The organism is Povalibacter uvarum (genome assembly GCF_014202975.1).
In the GTDB taxonomy this organism is placed as follows: Bacteria; Pseudomonadota; Gammaproteobacteria; order Steroidobacterales; family Steroidobacteraceae; genus Steroidobacter; species Steroidobacter uvarum.
Genome location: NZ_JACHHZ010000003.1, coordinates 575,273 through 588,995, shown reverse-complemented (window position 1 = coordinate 588,995; position 13,723 = coordinate 575,273). Strand labels below are relative to the sequence as shown.

At 62.8% G+C, this 13,723-nt stretch carries 16 protein-coding genes; 10 read left to right on the top strand and 6 right to left on the bottom strand.

The annotated features are described in order from the left end of the window. Positions 1 to 20 precede the first annotated feature (20 nt). A complete protein-coding gene (locus tag HNQ60_RS13915) occupies positions 21 to 1,136 on the bottom strand; it encodes an NADH:flavin oxidoreductase/NADH oxidase (RefSeq protein WP_184332756.1) in 1,116 nt (371 codons plus the stop codon). Between the two features lie 189 nt (positions 1,137 to 1,325). Here HNQ60_RS13915 and HNQ60_RS13910 point away from each other — a divergent pair, with 189 nt between their 5' ends. Together HNQ60_RS13910 and HNQ60_RS13905 are read left to right on the top strand one after the other, a co-directional pair. Continuing rightward, positions 1,326 to 1,523, top strand: a complete 198-nt coding sequence (locus HNQ60_RS13910) for a hypothetical protein (RefSeq protein ID WP_184332754.1) — start codon at positions 1,326 to 1,328, stop codon at positions 1,521 to 1,523. A gap of 35 nt (positions 1,524 to 1,558) precedes the next feature. Continuing rightward, on the top strand, positions 1,559 to 2,263 hold the full coding sequence (locus HNQ60_RS13905; RefSeq protein ID WP_184332752.1) for a glutathione S-transferase N-terminal domain-containing protein: 705 nt from the start codon (positions 1,559 to 1,561) through the stop codon (positions 2,261 to 2,263). 16 nt (positions 2,264 to 2,279) lie between these two features. Here HNQ60_RS13905 and HNQ60_RS13900 read toward each other — a convergent pair whose 3' ends face one another. Further along, positions 2,280 to 2,798 carry a hypothetical protein gene (locus tag HNQ60_RS13900; RefSeq protein WP_184332750.1) on the bottom strand — a complete coding sequence of 173 codons (519 nt, stop codon included), beginning with the start codon at positions 2,796 to 2,798 and terminating at the stop codon, positions 2,280 to 2,282. Between the two features lie 143 nt (positions 2,799 to 2,941). Here HNQ60_RS13900 and HNQ60_RS13895 point away from each other — a divergent pair, with 143 nt between their 5' ends. Further along, positions 2,942 to 3,580, top strand: coding sequence for a response regulator (locus tag HNQ60_RS13895; RefSeq protein ID WP_184332747.1), 639 nt, complete (start codon positions 2,942 to 2,944; stop codon positions 3,578 to 3,580). 22 nt (positions 3,581 to 3,602) lie between these two features. Here the strand turns inward: HNQ60_RS13895 and HNQ60_RS13890 are convergent, their stop codons facing one another. Next, the gene (locus tag HNQ60_RS13890; RefSeq protein WP_184332745.1) at positions 3,603 to 5,354 is read right to left on the bottom strand and encodes an ATP-binding response regulator; all 1,752 of its coding nucleotides are present in this window, start codon (positions 5,352 to 5,354) and stop codon (positions 3,603 to 3,605) included. A 216-nt stretch (positions 5,355 to 5,570) separates the two neighbouring features. Here HNQ60_RS13890 and HNQ60_RS13885 point away from each other — a divergent pair, with 216 nt between their 5' ends. From HNQ60_RS13885 to HNQ60_RS13875, 3 genes are all read left to right on the top strand, one after another. Further along, positions 5,571 to 5,837, top strand: coding sequence for a GIY-YIG nuclease family protein (locus HNQ60_RS13885; protein ID WP_184332743.1), 267 nt, complete (start codon positions 5,571 to 5,573; stop codon positions 5,835 to 5,837). After that, on the top strand, positions 5,834 to 6,430 hold the full coding sequence (locus tag HNQ60_RS13880; RefSeq protein WP_221304199.1) for an NADPH-dependent F420 reductase: 597 nt from the start codon (positions 5,834 to 5,836) through the stop codon (positions 6,428 to 6,430). The genes HNQ60_RS13885 and HNQ60_RS13880 overlap by 4 nt, the downstream gene beginning before the upstream one ends. A 66-nt stretch (positions 6,431 to 6,496) precedes the next feature. Beyond that, positions 6,497 to 7,351 (top strand): DUF2306 domain-containing protein, encoded by an 855-nt coding sequence (locus HNQ60_RS13875; protein ID WP_184332741.1) that lies wholly within the window; start codon positions 6,497 to 6,499, stop codon positions 7,349 to 7,351. An 18-nt stretch (positions 7,352 to 7,369) separates the two neighbouring features. Here the strand turns inward: HNQ60_RS13875 and HNQ60_RS13870 are convergent, their stop codons facing one another. After that, positions 7,370 to 8,650, bottom strand: coding sequence for an Hsp70 family protein (locus HNQ60_RS13870; RefSeq protein WP_184332739.1), 1,281 nt, complete (start codon positions 8,648 to 8,650; stop codon positions 7,370 to 7,372). A gap of 124 nt (positions 8,651 to 8,774) precedes the next feature. Between HNQ60_RS13870 and HNQ60_RS13865 the strand changes: the two genes are divergently transcribed. From HNQ60_RS13865 to HNQ60_RS13855, 3 genes are all read left to right on the top strand, one after another. Beyond that, entirely contained in the window at positions 8,775 to 9,341 is a 567-nt protein-coding gene (locus tag HNQ60_RS13865) for a DUF4287 domain-containing protein (protein WP_184332737.1), read from the top strand. Positions 9,342 to 9,670: 329 nt separating this feature from the next. Continuing rightward, positions 9,671 to 9,826 (top strand): hypothetical protein, encoded by a 156-nt coding sequence (locus HNQ60_RS13860; RefSeq protein ID WP_184332735.1) that lies wholly within the window; start codon positions 9,671 to 9,673, stop codon positions 9,824 to 9,826. 167 nt (positions 9,827 to 9,993) lie between these two features. Further along, on the top strand, positions 9,994 to 10,557 hold the full coding sequence (locus HNQ60_RS13855; protein WP_184333763.1) for an NADPH-dependent FMN reductase: 564 nt from the start codon (positions 9,994 to 9,996) through the stop codon (positions 10,555 to 10,557). Between the two features lie 119 nt (positions 10,558 to 10,676). Here HNQ60_RS13855 and HNQ60_RS13850 read toward each other — a convergent pair whose 3' ends face one another. Beyond that, positions 10,677 to 11,438 (bottom strand): DUF4124 domain-containing protein, encoded by a 762-nt coding sequence (locus HNQ60_RS13850; RefSeq protein ID WP_184332733.1) that lies wholly within the window; start codon positions 11,436 to 11,438, stop codon positions 10,677 to 10,679. Positions 11,439 to 11,537: 99 nt separating this feature from the next. Here HNQ60_RS13850 and HNQ60_RS13845 point away from each other — a divergent pair, with 99 nt between their 5' ends. Then, positions 11,538 to 12,470 carry a response regulator gene (locus HNQ60_RS13845; RefSeq protein ID WP_184332731.1) on the top strand — a complete coding sequence of 311 codons (933 nt, stop codon included), beginning with the start codon at positions 11,538 to 11,540 and terminating at the stop codon, positions 12,468 to 12,470. Between the two features lie 125 nt (positions 12,471 to 12,595). Here the strand turns inward: HNQ60_RS13845 and HNQ60_RS13840 are convergent, their stop codons facing one another. Continuing rightward, positions 12,596 to 13,720 carry an HlyD family secretion protein gene (locus tag HNQ60_RS13840; protein WP_184332729.1) on the bottom strand — a complete coding sequence of 375 codons (1,125 nt, stop codon included), beginning with the start codon at positions 13,718 to 13,720 and terminating at the stop codon, positions 12,596 to 12,598. Positions 13,721 to 13,723 lie beyond the last annotated feature (3 nt).

Here is a 13,723-nt window from a genome sequence, read left to right as displayed (position 1 = left end):
GGGAACGGCATGGTGGCAATTCAGACTCTCGCCGCGCTTTGATCCCGAAACTTCCGCCAGTTCGAGCCACGCGCCATGTGGTATTGCGGCGGGAAATGCGTCTTCGCACCGAGCACATCGGCCGCGTGCCAGCCCCAGCGCGGATCGTCGAGGAACGCACGTCCGAGGGCGATCATGTCGGCGCGGCCTTCCTCGAGAATCTGCTCGGCCTGCTTCGGATCAGTGATGAGACCAACGGCGCGCGTTACGACGCCCGTCGAGGCTTTGATCTCTGCTGCAAAGTCGACCTGGAACCCCGGCGCGACGGGCGGCATCACATGCGCACGAATACCACCGCTCGATGCGCACACATATGCAATACCCAGCTTCTTCGCTTCGCGAACATAGGCGATGGTCTGCGTGAGATCCCAGCCGCCCTCCACCCAATCCGTCGCGGATACGCGCAGGCCAACAGCAACGTGCGAAGGAACCGCTGCACGAACAGCCCGAATGACTTCGAGCGGGAAGCGAATCCGGTTCTCGAATGAACCACCGTATTCATCCTTGCGTGCATTGACGAGCGGCGACAGGAATTCATGCATCAGATAGCCGTGCGCGCTGTGGATCTCGATGACTTCGAATCCAGCTCGCACCGCGCGATGCGCCGCCTGTACGAATGCTGCGACAGTCTGCGCGATCTCCTCCTTCGTCAACGCATGCGGCACATGCCAGTCCTCGCCGAACGCCACTGCACTCGACGACACTGTCTGCCACGGGTCTTCCCCTTCCGTCAGCGCGGCACCTCCATCCCAGGGCTTCCGGCTCGAGGCTTTGCGCCCGGCGTGAGCAAGCTGCACTCCGAAGCGAGTTGCGCCACCGAGCCGACGAGCCGCATCGAGCACGCGCCTGAGCGCGGCTTCATTCTCATCCGTGTAAAGGCCGACGCAGCCGTGCGTGATGCGACCGCGCCGCTCGACCGCGGTTGCTTCGACCATCACGAGTCCGGCACCGGAGTACGCGAGCTGCGAAAGATGCTGCAGATGCCAGTCGTTCGCCGATCCATCGCTCGCGCTGTACTGACACATCGGCGCGACAGCGAGACGATTCGGCAATTCCACTTCACCGATCCGGATGGGATCGAACAGACGACTGGTCATGAACACTCCGCGGGGTAAGAAACGATGGCGGCATTGTAGAGATCCGCTGACCGTTCAGTGCTGCCCGCGCAGGAACGACTCCCGTGACAGCCGCGTCATGAATGTATGGGAACCCCTGCATGCCGCTGCGAGTCTTGCAGGGGAAATCCCCGCATGAAACGCGCGTCCAGAACCTGCAGGTATGTCCTCATGACAAAGCTCGACCGTCCCTTGAAACGCGAGATCGAAGTCGGCAATGAGCAGTATGTGGTGACGCTCAGCCCGACAGACATCAAACTCACACGCAAAGGACATCGCAAAGGAATCGTCCTCGCGTGGAAGGATCTGTTGAGCGGCGATGCCGCCCTCGCGACCGCACTGAACGCATCGGTCAGCGAAATTGAATGATGCGTTGAAAAAACTGACCCGCGGAAAACCTGACCATGTCGAAGCTCTCCGACTTCCCGATCACGCGCAAATGGCCGTCTCAGTATCCTGATCGCATCCAGCTCTATTCGCTGACCACGCCGAACGGCGTGAAGGCATCGATCATGCTGGAAGAGACCGGGCTGCCCTACGAGCCGCACTATGTGAACTTCGATACGGTGGACCAGAAGTCGCAGGAATTTCGCTCGCTGAATCCCAACGGCAAGATTCCCGCGATCATCGATCCGCAGGGCCCCGACGGAAAGCCGCTACCGCTGTTCGAATCGGCAGCGATCCTCATCTATCTCGCGGACAAGAGCGGCAAGCTGCTGCCGAAGAACGGCGCCGCGCGATATGAAGCGCTCCAGTGGCTGATGTTCCAGGCCGCCGGCATCGGCCCGATGTTCGGCCAGGTCGGCTTCTTTCATAAATTCGCCGGCAAGGAGTTCGAAGACAAACGCCCGCGCGACCGCTACGTCGAGGAATCGAAGCGGCTGCTGGATGTGCTCAATGAACGACTGGCCGATCGCGAATGGATCGCCGGTGACTACTCGATCGCCGACATCGCCACCTTCCCCTGGGTGCGCAACCTGATCGGCTACTACAACGCGGGCGAGCTCGTCGGCTTCGAGCAGTTCAAGCACGTCAAGCGTGCACTCGATGCCTTCCTGGCCCGTCCTGCAGTGGCGAAGGGACTGACGATTCCGAAACGGCCTGCGTAGCGCGGGCCGCCCGTGCTCACGACATGTTCTTGAACACGATCTGTGTGCCGGTCTCGGCCTCGAGCGCGGCGACTTCCTTGTTGATGAGCGACGCCGTCTCATCGCCTGTCCCGAAAATATTGTGCGACTCGCCGTCGTCGTTCAGGCGCGGGAATACGTGATACTTGCCTTCCCAAGCCTGGTAGAGCGCGAACAGGTTGCCATCCCTGACGAGCGCAATGTTGTGACCACCGAACTCGCCGACCGCCGCCTGCGAGTCGCCGCTCAACGCCTTCTTCACATCGAACGGCCCGTTCTTCTTGACGCTGGTCGAGTTACCGATGATCCGGTCGCTGTACCGCACCTTGCCGTAGGTGAAGTAGGTGACGACGAACTCGGCGATCAGCGAACAGTTCCTCACCCCGGCTTCGGTGCCCAGCATCGGTGAATCGATGCCCGCGGCCTGGTTCGGCAGGACGCTCTTCACCAGGGCATTCGCCTTGGGTTCGCTGTCGATCCCCGTGATCAGGTCGTTGAGCTGCCTCAGTCTGGACATCGCGTGAACCTCCTTAGCTGTCGGCGCCATTGCAGCCGCCGGAGGGTTCCTCTGTAAATCGACCGGCGTCCCTACATCCGGGACCTAGGTCTTTGGACCTATCGGCTTGCCCGCACGACAGGCGATGACTGATAGTTGCGCGCATGAAGTTGCTGGTCATCGACGATCATCCGGTGTTCCGTGACGGGCTTGCCGCCCTGTTGCGGCAGGCTGGCGAGCACACGATCGTCCTGCAGGCGGCGGAATGCGCTGCTGCCTTCGACATCGCGGATCAGCATCCGGATCTCGACGCGGTCTTCGTCGATCTGTTGATGCCGGGCATGTCCGGCGATCTCGCCGTCCGCGAATTCGGCCGCCGCCGGCCGGAACTGCCGGTCATCGTGCTGTCAGGGTCTGAAAATCCCAGCGATGTACGGCGCGCGTTGAACGCCGGCGCACTGGGCTACATTCCGAAGTCCGCAAGCCCGCAGACATTGCTGTCCGCGTTGCAGCTCGTGCTCACCGGCAACATCTATGTACCGCCCTTGCTCGCGACCGCGAGCGCAGCTCAGAAACAGCAAGGCGACGGGCCCGGCACGCCGCCACCGATCGAACAACTGACAGAGCGGCAGATGGACGTGCTGCGCCATCTCTGCACGGGCCTGTCGAACAAGGAAATCAGCAGCCGGCTCGGCATCGCCGAGAAAACCGTGAAGGTTCACGTCGCCGCAATCTTCAAGACGCTCAATGTCGTGAATCGCACGCAAGCGGCGAATGCCGTACGTGAAGCGAAGCTGCTCTGAGGGTCGGAGTTTCACTCCGCTCTTACACCGCAGCCGTCTCCCGCGAATCGATCAGATGAGCGATCGACGCGCGCAGCCTGCTGTTCGGCACGGGCTTGTGCAGCAATAGAAAGCCGCTCTCCTGCGCTTCGCGAATCCTGTCGGGTGCCGTGTCGCCGGTGATGAGCATGCCGGGAATTTCATCGTTGTACTCCGAGCGCAAACGCTCGATGACGGCGGGGCCACTTTCGTTGTCGCGCAATCGGTAGTCGCAGATGATGAGGCGCGGCACGGTCCGGTGTGTCGCGATGCGCTCGAGCATTTCGTCGCACGAGCCCGCGGCCAGCACTTCGTAGCCCCAGCTCTCGAGCAGGCTCTTCATCGCGAGCTGGATCGCCAGCTCATCGTCGATCACCAGCACGAGGCCACTGCCCTGCCCCTGGAACGGGTTCAGGAATCGACCTGTCGATGCAGTGGTTTCGGCGCGTGCCTCCCCGAGCGGCACTTTGATCTCGAAGAGGCTGCCGCGGCCCGCGATCGAACGGACCGTGAGCGGATGATCCAGCAGCGTCGTCAGGCGGCGGACGATCGCGAGCCCGAGTCCCACGCCCTTCGTGCGGTCGCGCTCCGGGTTACCGAGCTGATAGAACTCCTGAAAGATGTGCTCCTGCTCGGCCTGCGGAATTCCGCGGCCGGTATCCCACACCTGGATGCGCAGCGTGCGGCCGCGACGACATCCCACGAGCACGCGCCCTCGATCTGTGTATGCGACTGCATTGGCGATGATGTTGCGGAGAATGCGCTCGAGCAGCAGTGCATCGCTTTCGACGAACGCCGAGCATTTTCGGACCCGCAGCTGCAATCCCTTCGCCCGCGCCTGCACTTCGTAGTCGCGGCACACGCGGTCCAGAAGCGGTTCGACGGCTACGGCTTCCTTGTTCACCTCGACGACGCCTGCGTCGAGGCGCGAGATGTCCAGCAAGCCGCCGAACAATCCGCTCATCGCACGCACCGACCCGTCGATGTGATCGAGCAGGTTGCGAGCTTCATCATCCATTGACCGCGGCCTCAACGCCGCAACGAAGAGACTCAACGCGTGAACCGGCTGGCGGAGGTCATGGCTCGCAGCTGCCAGGAAGCGCGACTTCGCAGCGTTCGCCTGCTCTGCTGCCGCCTTCTCGCGACGCAGCCCTTCGACGAGGTCGATATTCTCGAGACGCAGCCTGACCGCATCGATGAATGCCGCACTCGACCGCCGCGCCTGTTCGGCGATCGAGATGAACCAGACGAGATACAGCACGGCCAATGCAGTGTGAATGACCTCTCCCTGCGAGAGCAACCAGAGCAGCGGCGGCACGGAGATCGACACGAAGAATGAAATGAACGCGGGCAGGTAGGCGGCGAAGGCACTGACCGCGCCGCTCGTGATCGCAAAAATCAACAGGAGCGAAACGAGCTGCAGATCGACCCGGCCGTGCGACATGATCCAGATGGACCCGGCGCCGATCGTCAGCCCGCCGACGGTCGCTCCGACAGTGAACCACCGCGCCCAGAATCGCCATTCGCTGCTGTCGGGCACGGCGCGCAGGTAAGCGCGATACAGAAATCCCCGGGCGCCAGTCTGCGCCGCCATCACGCCGATCAGTACCATGGCCCGATCCACGGCGACGGCATCGATATGGACAAGAACGAGCGTGAGAAAGGTGATCGCGAGCAGCGTCCCGAACAACCCCGGCGGCGTGTTCCGATAGATCGACCGAATCTGTTCGGCGCGAATGCGGTCGCTGAGCTGCATGGCTGTTCTCGTTATAGCGCCGGAATGATCCGGAGGCAGGGAGATTAGCCAGCTAGCCGGCTAGCTGGCTAGCCAGCGGTTGCACACTGCCTGTGGGTCCGGCTTCAGCCGGACGTTATCGCCGCAGGCGATGCTTCGCTTACGTCCGACTAAAGTCGGACCCACAGCAAGAGCGCGACAGATGCCGAACGAGCCCGCGACTGCTAACCTCGCGGCATGGATCAGACTTGGTGGTTGTACCTGCTCGCTTGTCGCGACGGCCGCACGTACGCAGGCATTGCGATCGACGTCGCAAGCCGATTCGCCGCGCACACCAGCGGTAAAGGCGCGAAGTTCACTCGCGCCAATCCGCCGGTTCGCGTCCTCGGCGCCCGGGCCTTCGCGACGAAATCCGAAGCGCTCAGGGCCGAAGCCGCTCTGAAGAAGCTGGATCGAAAAGAAAGGCTGGCCTGGGCCAGCGCGTGCGAGCCATTGCCATCATGAAAATCGGAATCATCGGTGCGGGCGGGATCGGGCTCGCCTTTGCAAAGCAGGCGATCAACGCCGGACACGACGTCATCGTCAGCAACAGCCGCGGACCGCAGTCGCTGGCCGAAGCGGTGCTCAAACTCGGAAACCGTGCTCGCGCAGGCACACGACAGGAAGCGGCCCAGGCCGACATCGTCGTCCTCGCCGTGCAATGGCAACAACTTTCCTCGGCGCTCGCGGATCTCCCGGCATGGAACGGCAAGATCGTCGTGGACACCATGAACCCGATCATCATGCCGGCGTTCGAGTTCGCCGAACTGGGTGGACGGACATCGAGTGAAATCGTTGCGTCCCTGCTGCCCGGCGCTCGCGTCGTGAAGACGGCGAATACCCTGACCCCGGAATTGCTGGGCAGCGATCCGGTCCGCGCAGATACCCGACGAGTTCTGTTCGTTTCCGGAGACGATGCCGCCGCGAAGACTACCGTCAGCGGCATTCTCGAAGCCGCCGGCTTCGCGACCATCGACCTGGGCGGTCTGGCCAACGGCCGGTTGCATCAGTTCCCCGGCGGGCCACTGCCAGGATTGAACCTGTTCAAACTCGGCTGAACGGACGAGTCCGCCGGCCAGCGGGAGTGCTAGTCTTCCGGCACACCAGCAAGACCACGGTCCACCATGGCAACCACCGATGCGTTCGAATCCTCGCGGCATTCGACACTGACACAGACGGGTGCGGGTGCAGCAACGCTCCGCTGGACCAGCCAGGCACTGACGGTCACCGTCTGGGCCAGCGCCGCCCTCTTCGGGATCTACATCCTCGCGTTCTACGCCGCCGCGCTGTTCGACGGCAACATCGAGAAATGGAACGAAGGCCTGCCGCGCCTGTACGAAACGCACACGCCCGTAGCAACCGCCGGTATCGGCCTGCACTTCGCGGCGGGCGGCGTGATCCTCGCACTCGGCTGCATCCAGTTCGTCCAGCGCATCCGCGTCTTCTACCCCGCCGTGCATCGCTGGATCGGACGCATCTATGTCACCGCAGCTTTCCTCACCGGCGTCGGTGGAATCACATTCATCGCCGTCAAAGGTACGATCGGCGGCACGATGATGGACATCGGCTTCGCGATCTACGGCACATTGACGATCGTCGCCGCGGTCCAGGCCTATCGCCACGCACATGCTCGCCGGTTCGACGCTCATCGTGAATGGGCAATGCGCCTGTTCGCACTCGCGATCGGATCGTGGCTCTACCGGATGGAGTACGGATTCTGGTTTCTCGTCGCCGACGGCGCGGGCCATCTCGACAACTTCCAGGGCCCGTTCGATGTGTTCATGGATTTCTTCTTCTACGTCCCCAACCTGCTGATCGTCGAAGCGCTGATTCGCGCGCCGCGCTCGACGACGTCGGTCGCAGGCCGATTCGCGGCCTCGACGACGTTCGTTCTCGCGACGGCCTTTGTCGTCGTCGCGACCTATCAATTCACGAAGCAGTACTGGGGGCCGGCGATTCTGGCTCGTATCGGGTTATGAGGCTCTAGAGATTCGGACTCAAGCGTTTCCTCCCCCCACCCCCATCAACGCCAGCCCCTGAGCGACGGAAGAAAACTCATCGCCGCCGACGAGCTTTTCCGAGCCGAACTTGCGCGCAAACAACTCGCGCACTGCCGGCACCAGCGCACTCCCGCCTGTCATGAACACACGCGTAATCTGCGACCGGCTGACGCCTGCGATCGACAGTGCTTGATCCATCGTCGCACCGACGCTCGACAGATCCTCCGCGATCCAGTGCTCGAACTCGGCGCGCGTCACGGTTCGATCGACCTCGACAGGGCCCGCCTTGAAGCGCAATCGCGCCGACGTCTCCGACGTCAACGTCTGCTTCACGCGTGACACGGCCTGGAACAACGAAAAACCTTCTTCGTTGCGGATGACATGCACCAGGCCTTCGAATGCTTCGCGGTCGACGGCAGTGCGCAGCACGTCGATGATGCGACGAAGCGTTTCGCGGTTGTTCATCATCGAAAGCTGGTGCCAGCTCGAGAAGTTCGAATAGATCCACAACGGAATCGGCAGGCGCTTTGCTTCCGGCTGGAACTCGGAACCCATGCCGAGCGCGGGACACACGGCGTTGTAGACGATGCCGTAGTCGAAGCGATCGCCGGCGATGCCGATACCCGTCTGCGCGAGCGGTGTGATCTTCGATCCGTGTTCATTCGAGTCGACTTCGACGATGGAGAAGTCGCTCGTACCGCCGCCGAGATCAGCGACCAGCACCAGGTGGCGGCCGGTGACTCTGCGAGCGAATGCGTAAGCGGCTGCTTCGGGCTCGAGCCCCATCCGGCTCGGCGCTTTGCCTGCGCTCGTGAACGCTGCGATGAGTCGTGATTGCGCGAGTGCGTCGTCCGGTGAGTTTCCGGCGAACCGAATCGGACGACCCGCGACGAGCGGTGCCTGCGCAAGCGAATCGCGCGCGGATGTCGAGTCGTAGAGATGATTCAGCAGCGTGCCGATCAGCGCGTCCAGCGTGTACATGTGCGAGAAGATGCGCGTCTCCACGAAGCTGCGGCTTCCCAGGAATGACTTCATCGATTGAACGAGACGCGCCGGACCCGTCCTGCCGATGTAGTCGGCGATGGCATCGGCGCCCGCGCTGCTGACAGGCCGATCGCGTGCGTTTCGTTCGTCTGGGCGGAAGCACAGAATGGACGGCAGCGCCGTGGCGATGCCAGTACGTCCCGCAACCGACAACACAGCAGCCTGCCCCTGGCCGGCAACAGCGATGACTGTATTGCTGGTGCCGAAGTCGACACCCACGGAAAGGGGCTGCATGAGCGCACCGGGAACGAAGGGGGCGCGCAAAGTAGCAGAAAGAAGTAGATGGCGGATAGCGGATGGCGGATAGTCCCGGAGGCGGATATTCGATGAAGAAAAGCAAAACCACAGGGGCGCACTCATGGCCACGAAGAAATCGACCTATACGCCTTCCATGAGCGATGACGCTGTCGAGGCAAAGACCGGCAAGACGTGGAAGGCGTGGTTCGCTGCCCTCGACAAGGCGGGCGCGAAGAAGCTCGATCACAAAGCGATCGCTCACCTGCTGTCCAAGGAACATGGAGTGCCGGGCTGGTGGGCGCAGAACATCACTGTCGAATATGAGCGCTCTCGCGGACTGCGAGTGCGCCATCAGACGACGAGCGGATTCTCCGTCGGCGTCAACAAGACGATCGCAACGACATTGAGCGCTCTCTACGCCGCCACCGCGACCGAAGCGCGTCGGGCGAAGTGGTTTCCAGCAGGTGCCTTCGCTGCGTCCTCGCAGACGAAGAACAAGTATCTGAATGGGTCGTGGAAAGGATCAGCCCGCCTGAATGTCGGCTTCTACGCAAAGAAAGGTAGTGGGGACGGCAAAGCCCAGATCGCGATCCAGGTCGGCAAGCTCAAGGCGGAAGCCGACGTCGAGCGCGAAAGGAAGGCATGGAAGGCGGCGGTTGAACGGTTGCAGGAGCAGCTCGAGGCGTAGCGCACGCTACGCCGTCATTCCCGCGAAAGCGGGAATCCATGCCTTGGCTCCGATGGACTCCCGCTTTCGCGGGAGTGACGGACTTGGACTCCCGCTTTCGCGGGAGGACCCACAGGTGACGAACCGCCCCCGCTCACCGCCCTCTTTGCGCGTTTCACCGGTAAATCGCACCGGTGAAAGCTCCGGCGCCGAAGCCCACGTCGCTTCGCCGGCACGCTCCCGCAACTGGCCGGCCAGCTAGAGATTCGCGAAATCACTGTCGGTACTGTCTCTCCCCAGATAACGAACCCCCGCAATACCGCGGGATGAAGCGAAAGGGAGATCGAGCCATGTTTGCCCTCACCGAGTTCAGCCGCCGCACCCAGCAAACGTTGTGCCTGCTGATGTCGGCCGTCATCGTCGCCTTCCAGCTCGCCGCGGCCGTGTACCCCGCGCACATGGCGTCGAACCCCGGCTACTCCGTGACGGTGACTCAGATCCAGTGACCCCCTTGGCCGGCGTCGCGACCACCTCCTCTACTGTGGAAGCCGCGCCGGCCATCTTTTTTGGCCGGCCGATTGATTCGATAGGTGAATCAATCTTATTGCCGAAAGGGGCATGATCCGCCGGGATCGAGTCGCTACTGTACGGACGTCCCATCCGACAGCAGGAGATCTCGATGTCCCACAAAGTCGCCGTCCTTGTCGGCAGTCTGCGCAAGGATTCCTTCAACCGGAAGATCGCCGATGCGATCGCTGCGGTTGCTCCTGCCGGACTCGCCTTCGAGCAGATCCCGATCGGCGATCTGCCGTTCTACAACCAGGATCTGGAAACCGATTCGCCGCCGAAGCAGTGGACCGAGTTCCGGCAGCGCATCAAGGCTGCCGATGCAGTCCTCTTCGTCACTCCCGAATACAACCGGTCCGTTCCCGCGGTCCTGAAGAATGCGATCGACGTCGGCTCACGCCCGTACGGCAAGAGCGTATTCGATGGCAAGCCCGCCGCGGTCGTCTCGGTGTCGATGGGGAACATCGCAGGATTCGGCGCGAACCATCATCTGCGCCAGTCTCTGGTGTTCCTCAACATGCCGGTGCTGCAGCAGCCGGAGGCCTACATCGCGAATGCGGGAAGCCTCATCAACGAGAGCACGGGCAAGGTACAGAACGACGCGACGGAGAAATTCCTCCGGGGCTTCGCGGAGGCGTTCGATAAGTGGATCGGGAAGATCCGCGGATAAGCATGGACTCCCGCTTTCGCGGGAGTGACGACAAGTTGCGCACGAAGTCATTCCCGCGAACGCGGGAATCCATCTGAGTGAGGCATGGACTCCCGCTTTCGCGGGAGTGACGGAAGTCGCTAGCGCGAAGCGACTTCCACTCCCTTCACCGAACACGCGCTGGACGCTGCGGCGTCCAGTCGCGGGAAAGCTTCATTCCCCACCGACGAGCGGCATCGTTCTGGACCAGCAGCGGCGGCGCATGCAATCGTCACGTCGCGCAGCAGGCGTTCGCCTTCTCGAATGCAGCGCACGGCGTAAGTCGTCGGGCTTGCCGCATCCGGCTTGCGCTGAAAGCGCAGATACCACGATTCGCCTGCAACACTCGCCAGCGACATGACACGCGTACGGCACTGCTCCGTCGCGCCGTCGCGGCAATAACGCTCTTCGCACGCAGGAAGCGAACCGCCCTCGCAGCTCGCTTCGAGCTCCTTTTCCTTTGCCCGCAACTGATTCGGTCCGCCGCCCTTCGTCCAGGTCATGCAGGCCGACTCGTTGCCGCTGTTGCAATCGGCGAGCAACTGCTCCAGTTCAGCCGGCGATTTGCGGGGGACGGGTGCGGACTTGGCCCGCGTGGCAGCCGGCTTGCGGGTTTCGATGCCCCTGACGACCTTGGCGTCCGGACCGCACTTCTCGTCCGAGAACACGCGGGAACCGTCGGGCGCCGTGCAGGTATAGATCTGGGCCTGTGCCTGAACGCACAGCAATCCCAGTCCGACCAGCAGCAGGCAACCGATCCCGAGCCTCATCCAACGCCTCACTTCGCGCAGATTCAATGCGTTGCGATGGTAGCCCCACCCCTGCGCCGCCGCCACCTGGAAGCCCTCCAGTCTGTGAAGCACTCCTCATTGGCGGGCCGCATTCCGGGCTTCGGGTCCCCCGGCTGTAAAGAATCCGCAGGGTCGGCCGACAAAACCTGAATGAGTGTCTCCGCAGAAAACATGCTGCCCCGCAGGGCCCTGGTGGTCGACGGCGACCCATCCGTCCGCGAGTCGACGACTGCCCTGCTCAAACTCCAGGGCTTCGAGGTGCAGGATGCGGCCGATGGGGCCGAAGCACTGACCCTGTTTGCCAGGGACTGGTATCCGCTCGTCATCACGGACCGCAACATAGCAGCCATCGACGGCATCGAGTTCGTGTCGCGCCTGCGCGTGATCTCGCTCGCGCCGATCTACGTGATCATGCTGACCGACAGCAGCGACGTTCGTGAACACGAGCGCGGCTTCTGCGCGGGCGTCGATCAGTACGTCGTCCGTCAGAACTCCCAGAATGAAGTCATCACGAAGGCGCAAGGCGGCATGCACGCTCTGCGTCGTCGCCAGTCGTCTCGCATTGGCCGCGCCAACGAACCTGCGACAGTCGATCTCGAGAATGGCGCGCACACCGCACGGCATCTCGTCGGTCGGCTGCGGGCGGAGATGGTTCACGCTTCACGCGCGAAGGGCCTGCTTCACATCCTGAGCGTCGGCATCGATACCGCCGATGAGAAGGTTTTTGCCCGGCAAGGCCTGGGAGCGAGCGCTTCGGCGGCACTCCTGACGGTCGTTCATGCCGCGCTGCGACCGAAACTCGACTGGGTTGCGCGACTGCCTGCCGCACCGAACACCTGCCGATTCGCGATCGTCATGCCGGAATGCGGCCCCGCCGAAGTGGCGCGCCTCGAGCAGGACATCCGCAATGCATTCGTTCACTGGAACAACGGCTCGGCCGCGAGCGATGTTCGATTGACCGCCGGCGTCGCAACACTGCCGCGCGATGGCGAGAATCCGACTGCTCTCGAATTTCTTGGCCAGGCAGAACGCCAGCGCCGAGGCAAGGACAGCCCACCGCGCACTTCTCTCAGCACCGTGCAGCGCGAAAGCGAAGCGGCTTAGTCTTCAGAGGAAGAGAAAAGAGTTTCACACGGAGGGCACGGAGATCACGGAGAAAGAAGAGATACTTTTCTTGGCCTCCGTGATCTCCGTGAACTCCGTGTGAAATTCTTCTCTCTGGGATACCTCTATTTCGCCCGAGCGACCGACGCGACTCGAGGCGATTCAGCCTCCAGGTCAACGGAAACTTCCGCCGACAGGCCCGGACGCAGACGCGCGAGCGCCTGAGCGTCCTCCAACCGAATCCGCACGGGTATGCGCTGTACGATCTTCGTGAAGTTGCCGTTCGCCGGCTCGAACGGCAGTAGTGCGAACTCGGAGCCCGATCCCGGCGCGAGGCTTTCCACGCGACCGTGCAGAACCTGTCCCGGCAACGCATCGATCTCGATCTCAGCGCGCTGCCCGACGAGCATGCGCGTCGTCTGCGTCTCCTTGAAGTTCGCGACGACGTAGAGATCGTCGACCGGCACGATCGTCATCAGGCGCGTACCGACCTGCACGTACTCACCTACCTGGACACGGCGGTTGCCGACGACTCCTGCGATCGGCGCGACGATGTGGGTTCTCTGCGCGTTGCGCTTTGCGACCGCCAGTGCTGCATCCGCTCGCTGCACTGAAGCCTGCGCTGCGTCGATCTGTGCCAGCAATTCGGCATGCTGGCTGTCGACTACCTGGACCTGGCGTTCCGATACCTTCAGCGCGGCGCGGGCGCGGTCCGATTCGGCTTCCGCTTCCGTCGCATCGGCGATCGCTGCGTCGTAGAGCTCACGAGACGTGAGTCGCTGGTTCACCAGCTCCTGATGCCGCTTGCGATCGGCAAGCTTCCGCTCGCGTTGCGCATCCGCGGCCCGAATTCTCGAACCGACCTCTTCGACGCTGGCCTGCGCGAGGCGCTGCTGTGTCCGCAAGCGAACCAAAGCCGCTTGCGCGGCCGCGAGGCTCGCTCTCGATTCAGCCGCGTCAGCTTCCGCTGCGCTCACACGCTGGTTGTAGTCATCCGGATCGAGATCGACGAGAGGATCACCGGCCGCTACGCGCTGGTTCTCCTCGACATGCACGGCGATGACCAGACCCGCGACTTGTGGCGGGATGTCGCTCGAATCGGCCTTGAGATACGCGTTGTCGGTCGAAACGCTGGCGCCATCCGAAAGCAGCCATGCTGCACCCGCGGCACCGACTACGACCGCGAGCACCGCGACGATCAGGGGCCGCTTCGATCTGGGAGCGCTCGAGGATTCCGCTTCCGTGTCCATGGC

Bases quoted from the DNA above. Each gene is read 5' to 3' on its own strand.
- HNQ60_RS13905 (WP_184332752.1), top strand. From the start codon at position 1,559: ATGTCGAAGCTCTCCGACTTCCCGATCACGCGCAAATGGCCGTCTCAG.
- HNQ60_RS13915 (WP_184332756.1), bottom strand. From the start codon at position 1,136: ATGACCAGTCGTCTGTTCGATCCCATCCGGATCGGTGAAGTGGAATTG.
- HNQ60_RS13890 (WP_184332745.1), bottom strand. From the start codon at position 5,354: ATGCAGCTCAGCGACCGCATTCGCGCCGAACAGATTCGGTCGATCTAT.
- HNQ60_RS13880 (WP_221304199.1), top strand. From the start codon at position 5,834: ATGAAAATCGGAATCATCGGTGCGGGCGGGATCGGGCTCGCCTTTGCA.
- HNQ60_RS13885 (WP_184332743.1), top strand. From the start codon at position 5,571: ATGGATCAGACTTGGTGGTTGTACCTGCTCGCTTGTCGCGACGGCCGC.
- HNQ60_RS13900 (WP_184332750.1), bottom strand. From the start codon at position 2,798: ATGTCCAGACTGAGGCAGCTCAACGACCTGATCACGGGGATCGACAGC.
- HNQ60_RS13840 (WP_184332729.1), bottom strand. From the start codon at position 13,720: ATGGACACGGAAGCGGAATCCTCGAGCGCTCCCAGATCGAAGCGGCCC.
- HNQ60_RS13910 (WP_184332754.1), top strand. From the start codon at position 1,326: ATGACAAAGCTCGACCGTCCCTTGAAACGCGAGATCGAAGTCGGCAAT.
- HNQ60_RS13865 (WP_184332737.1), top strand. From the start codon at position 8,775: ATGGCCACGAAGAAATCGACCTATACGCCTTCCATGAGCGATGACGCT.
- HNQ60_RS13870 (WP_184332739.1), bottom strand. From the start codon at position 8,650: ATGCAGCCCCTTTCCGTGGGTGTCGACTTCGGCACCAGCAATACAGTC.
- HNQ60_RS13860 (WP_184332735.1), top strand. From the start codon at position 9,671: ATGTTTGCCCTCACCGAGTTCAGCCGCCGCACCCAGCAAACGTTGTGC.
- HNQ60_RS13845 (WP_184332731.1), top strand. From the start codon at position 11,538: ATGCTGCCCCGCAGGGCCCTGGTGGTCGACGGCGACCCATCCGTCCGC.
- HNQ60_RS13895 (WP_184332747.1), top strand. From the start codon at position 2,942: ATGAAGTTGCTGGTCATCGACGATCATCCGGTGTTCCGTGACGGGCTT.
- HNQ60_RS13875 (WP_184332741.1), top strand. From the start codon at position 6,497: ATGGCAACCACCGATGCGTTCGAATCCTCGCGGCATTCGACACTGACA.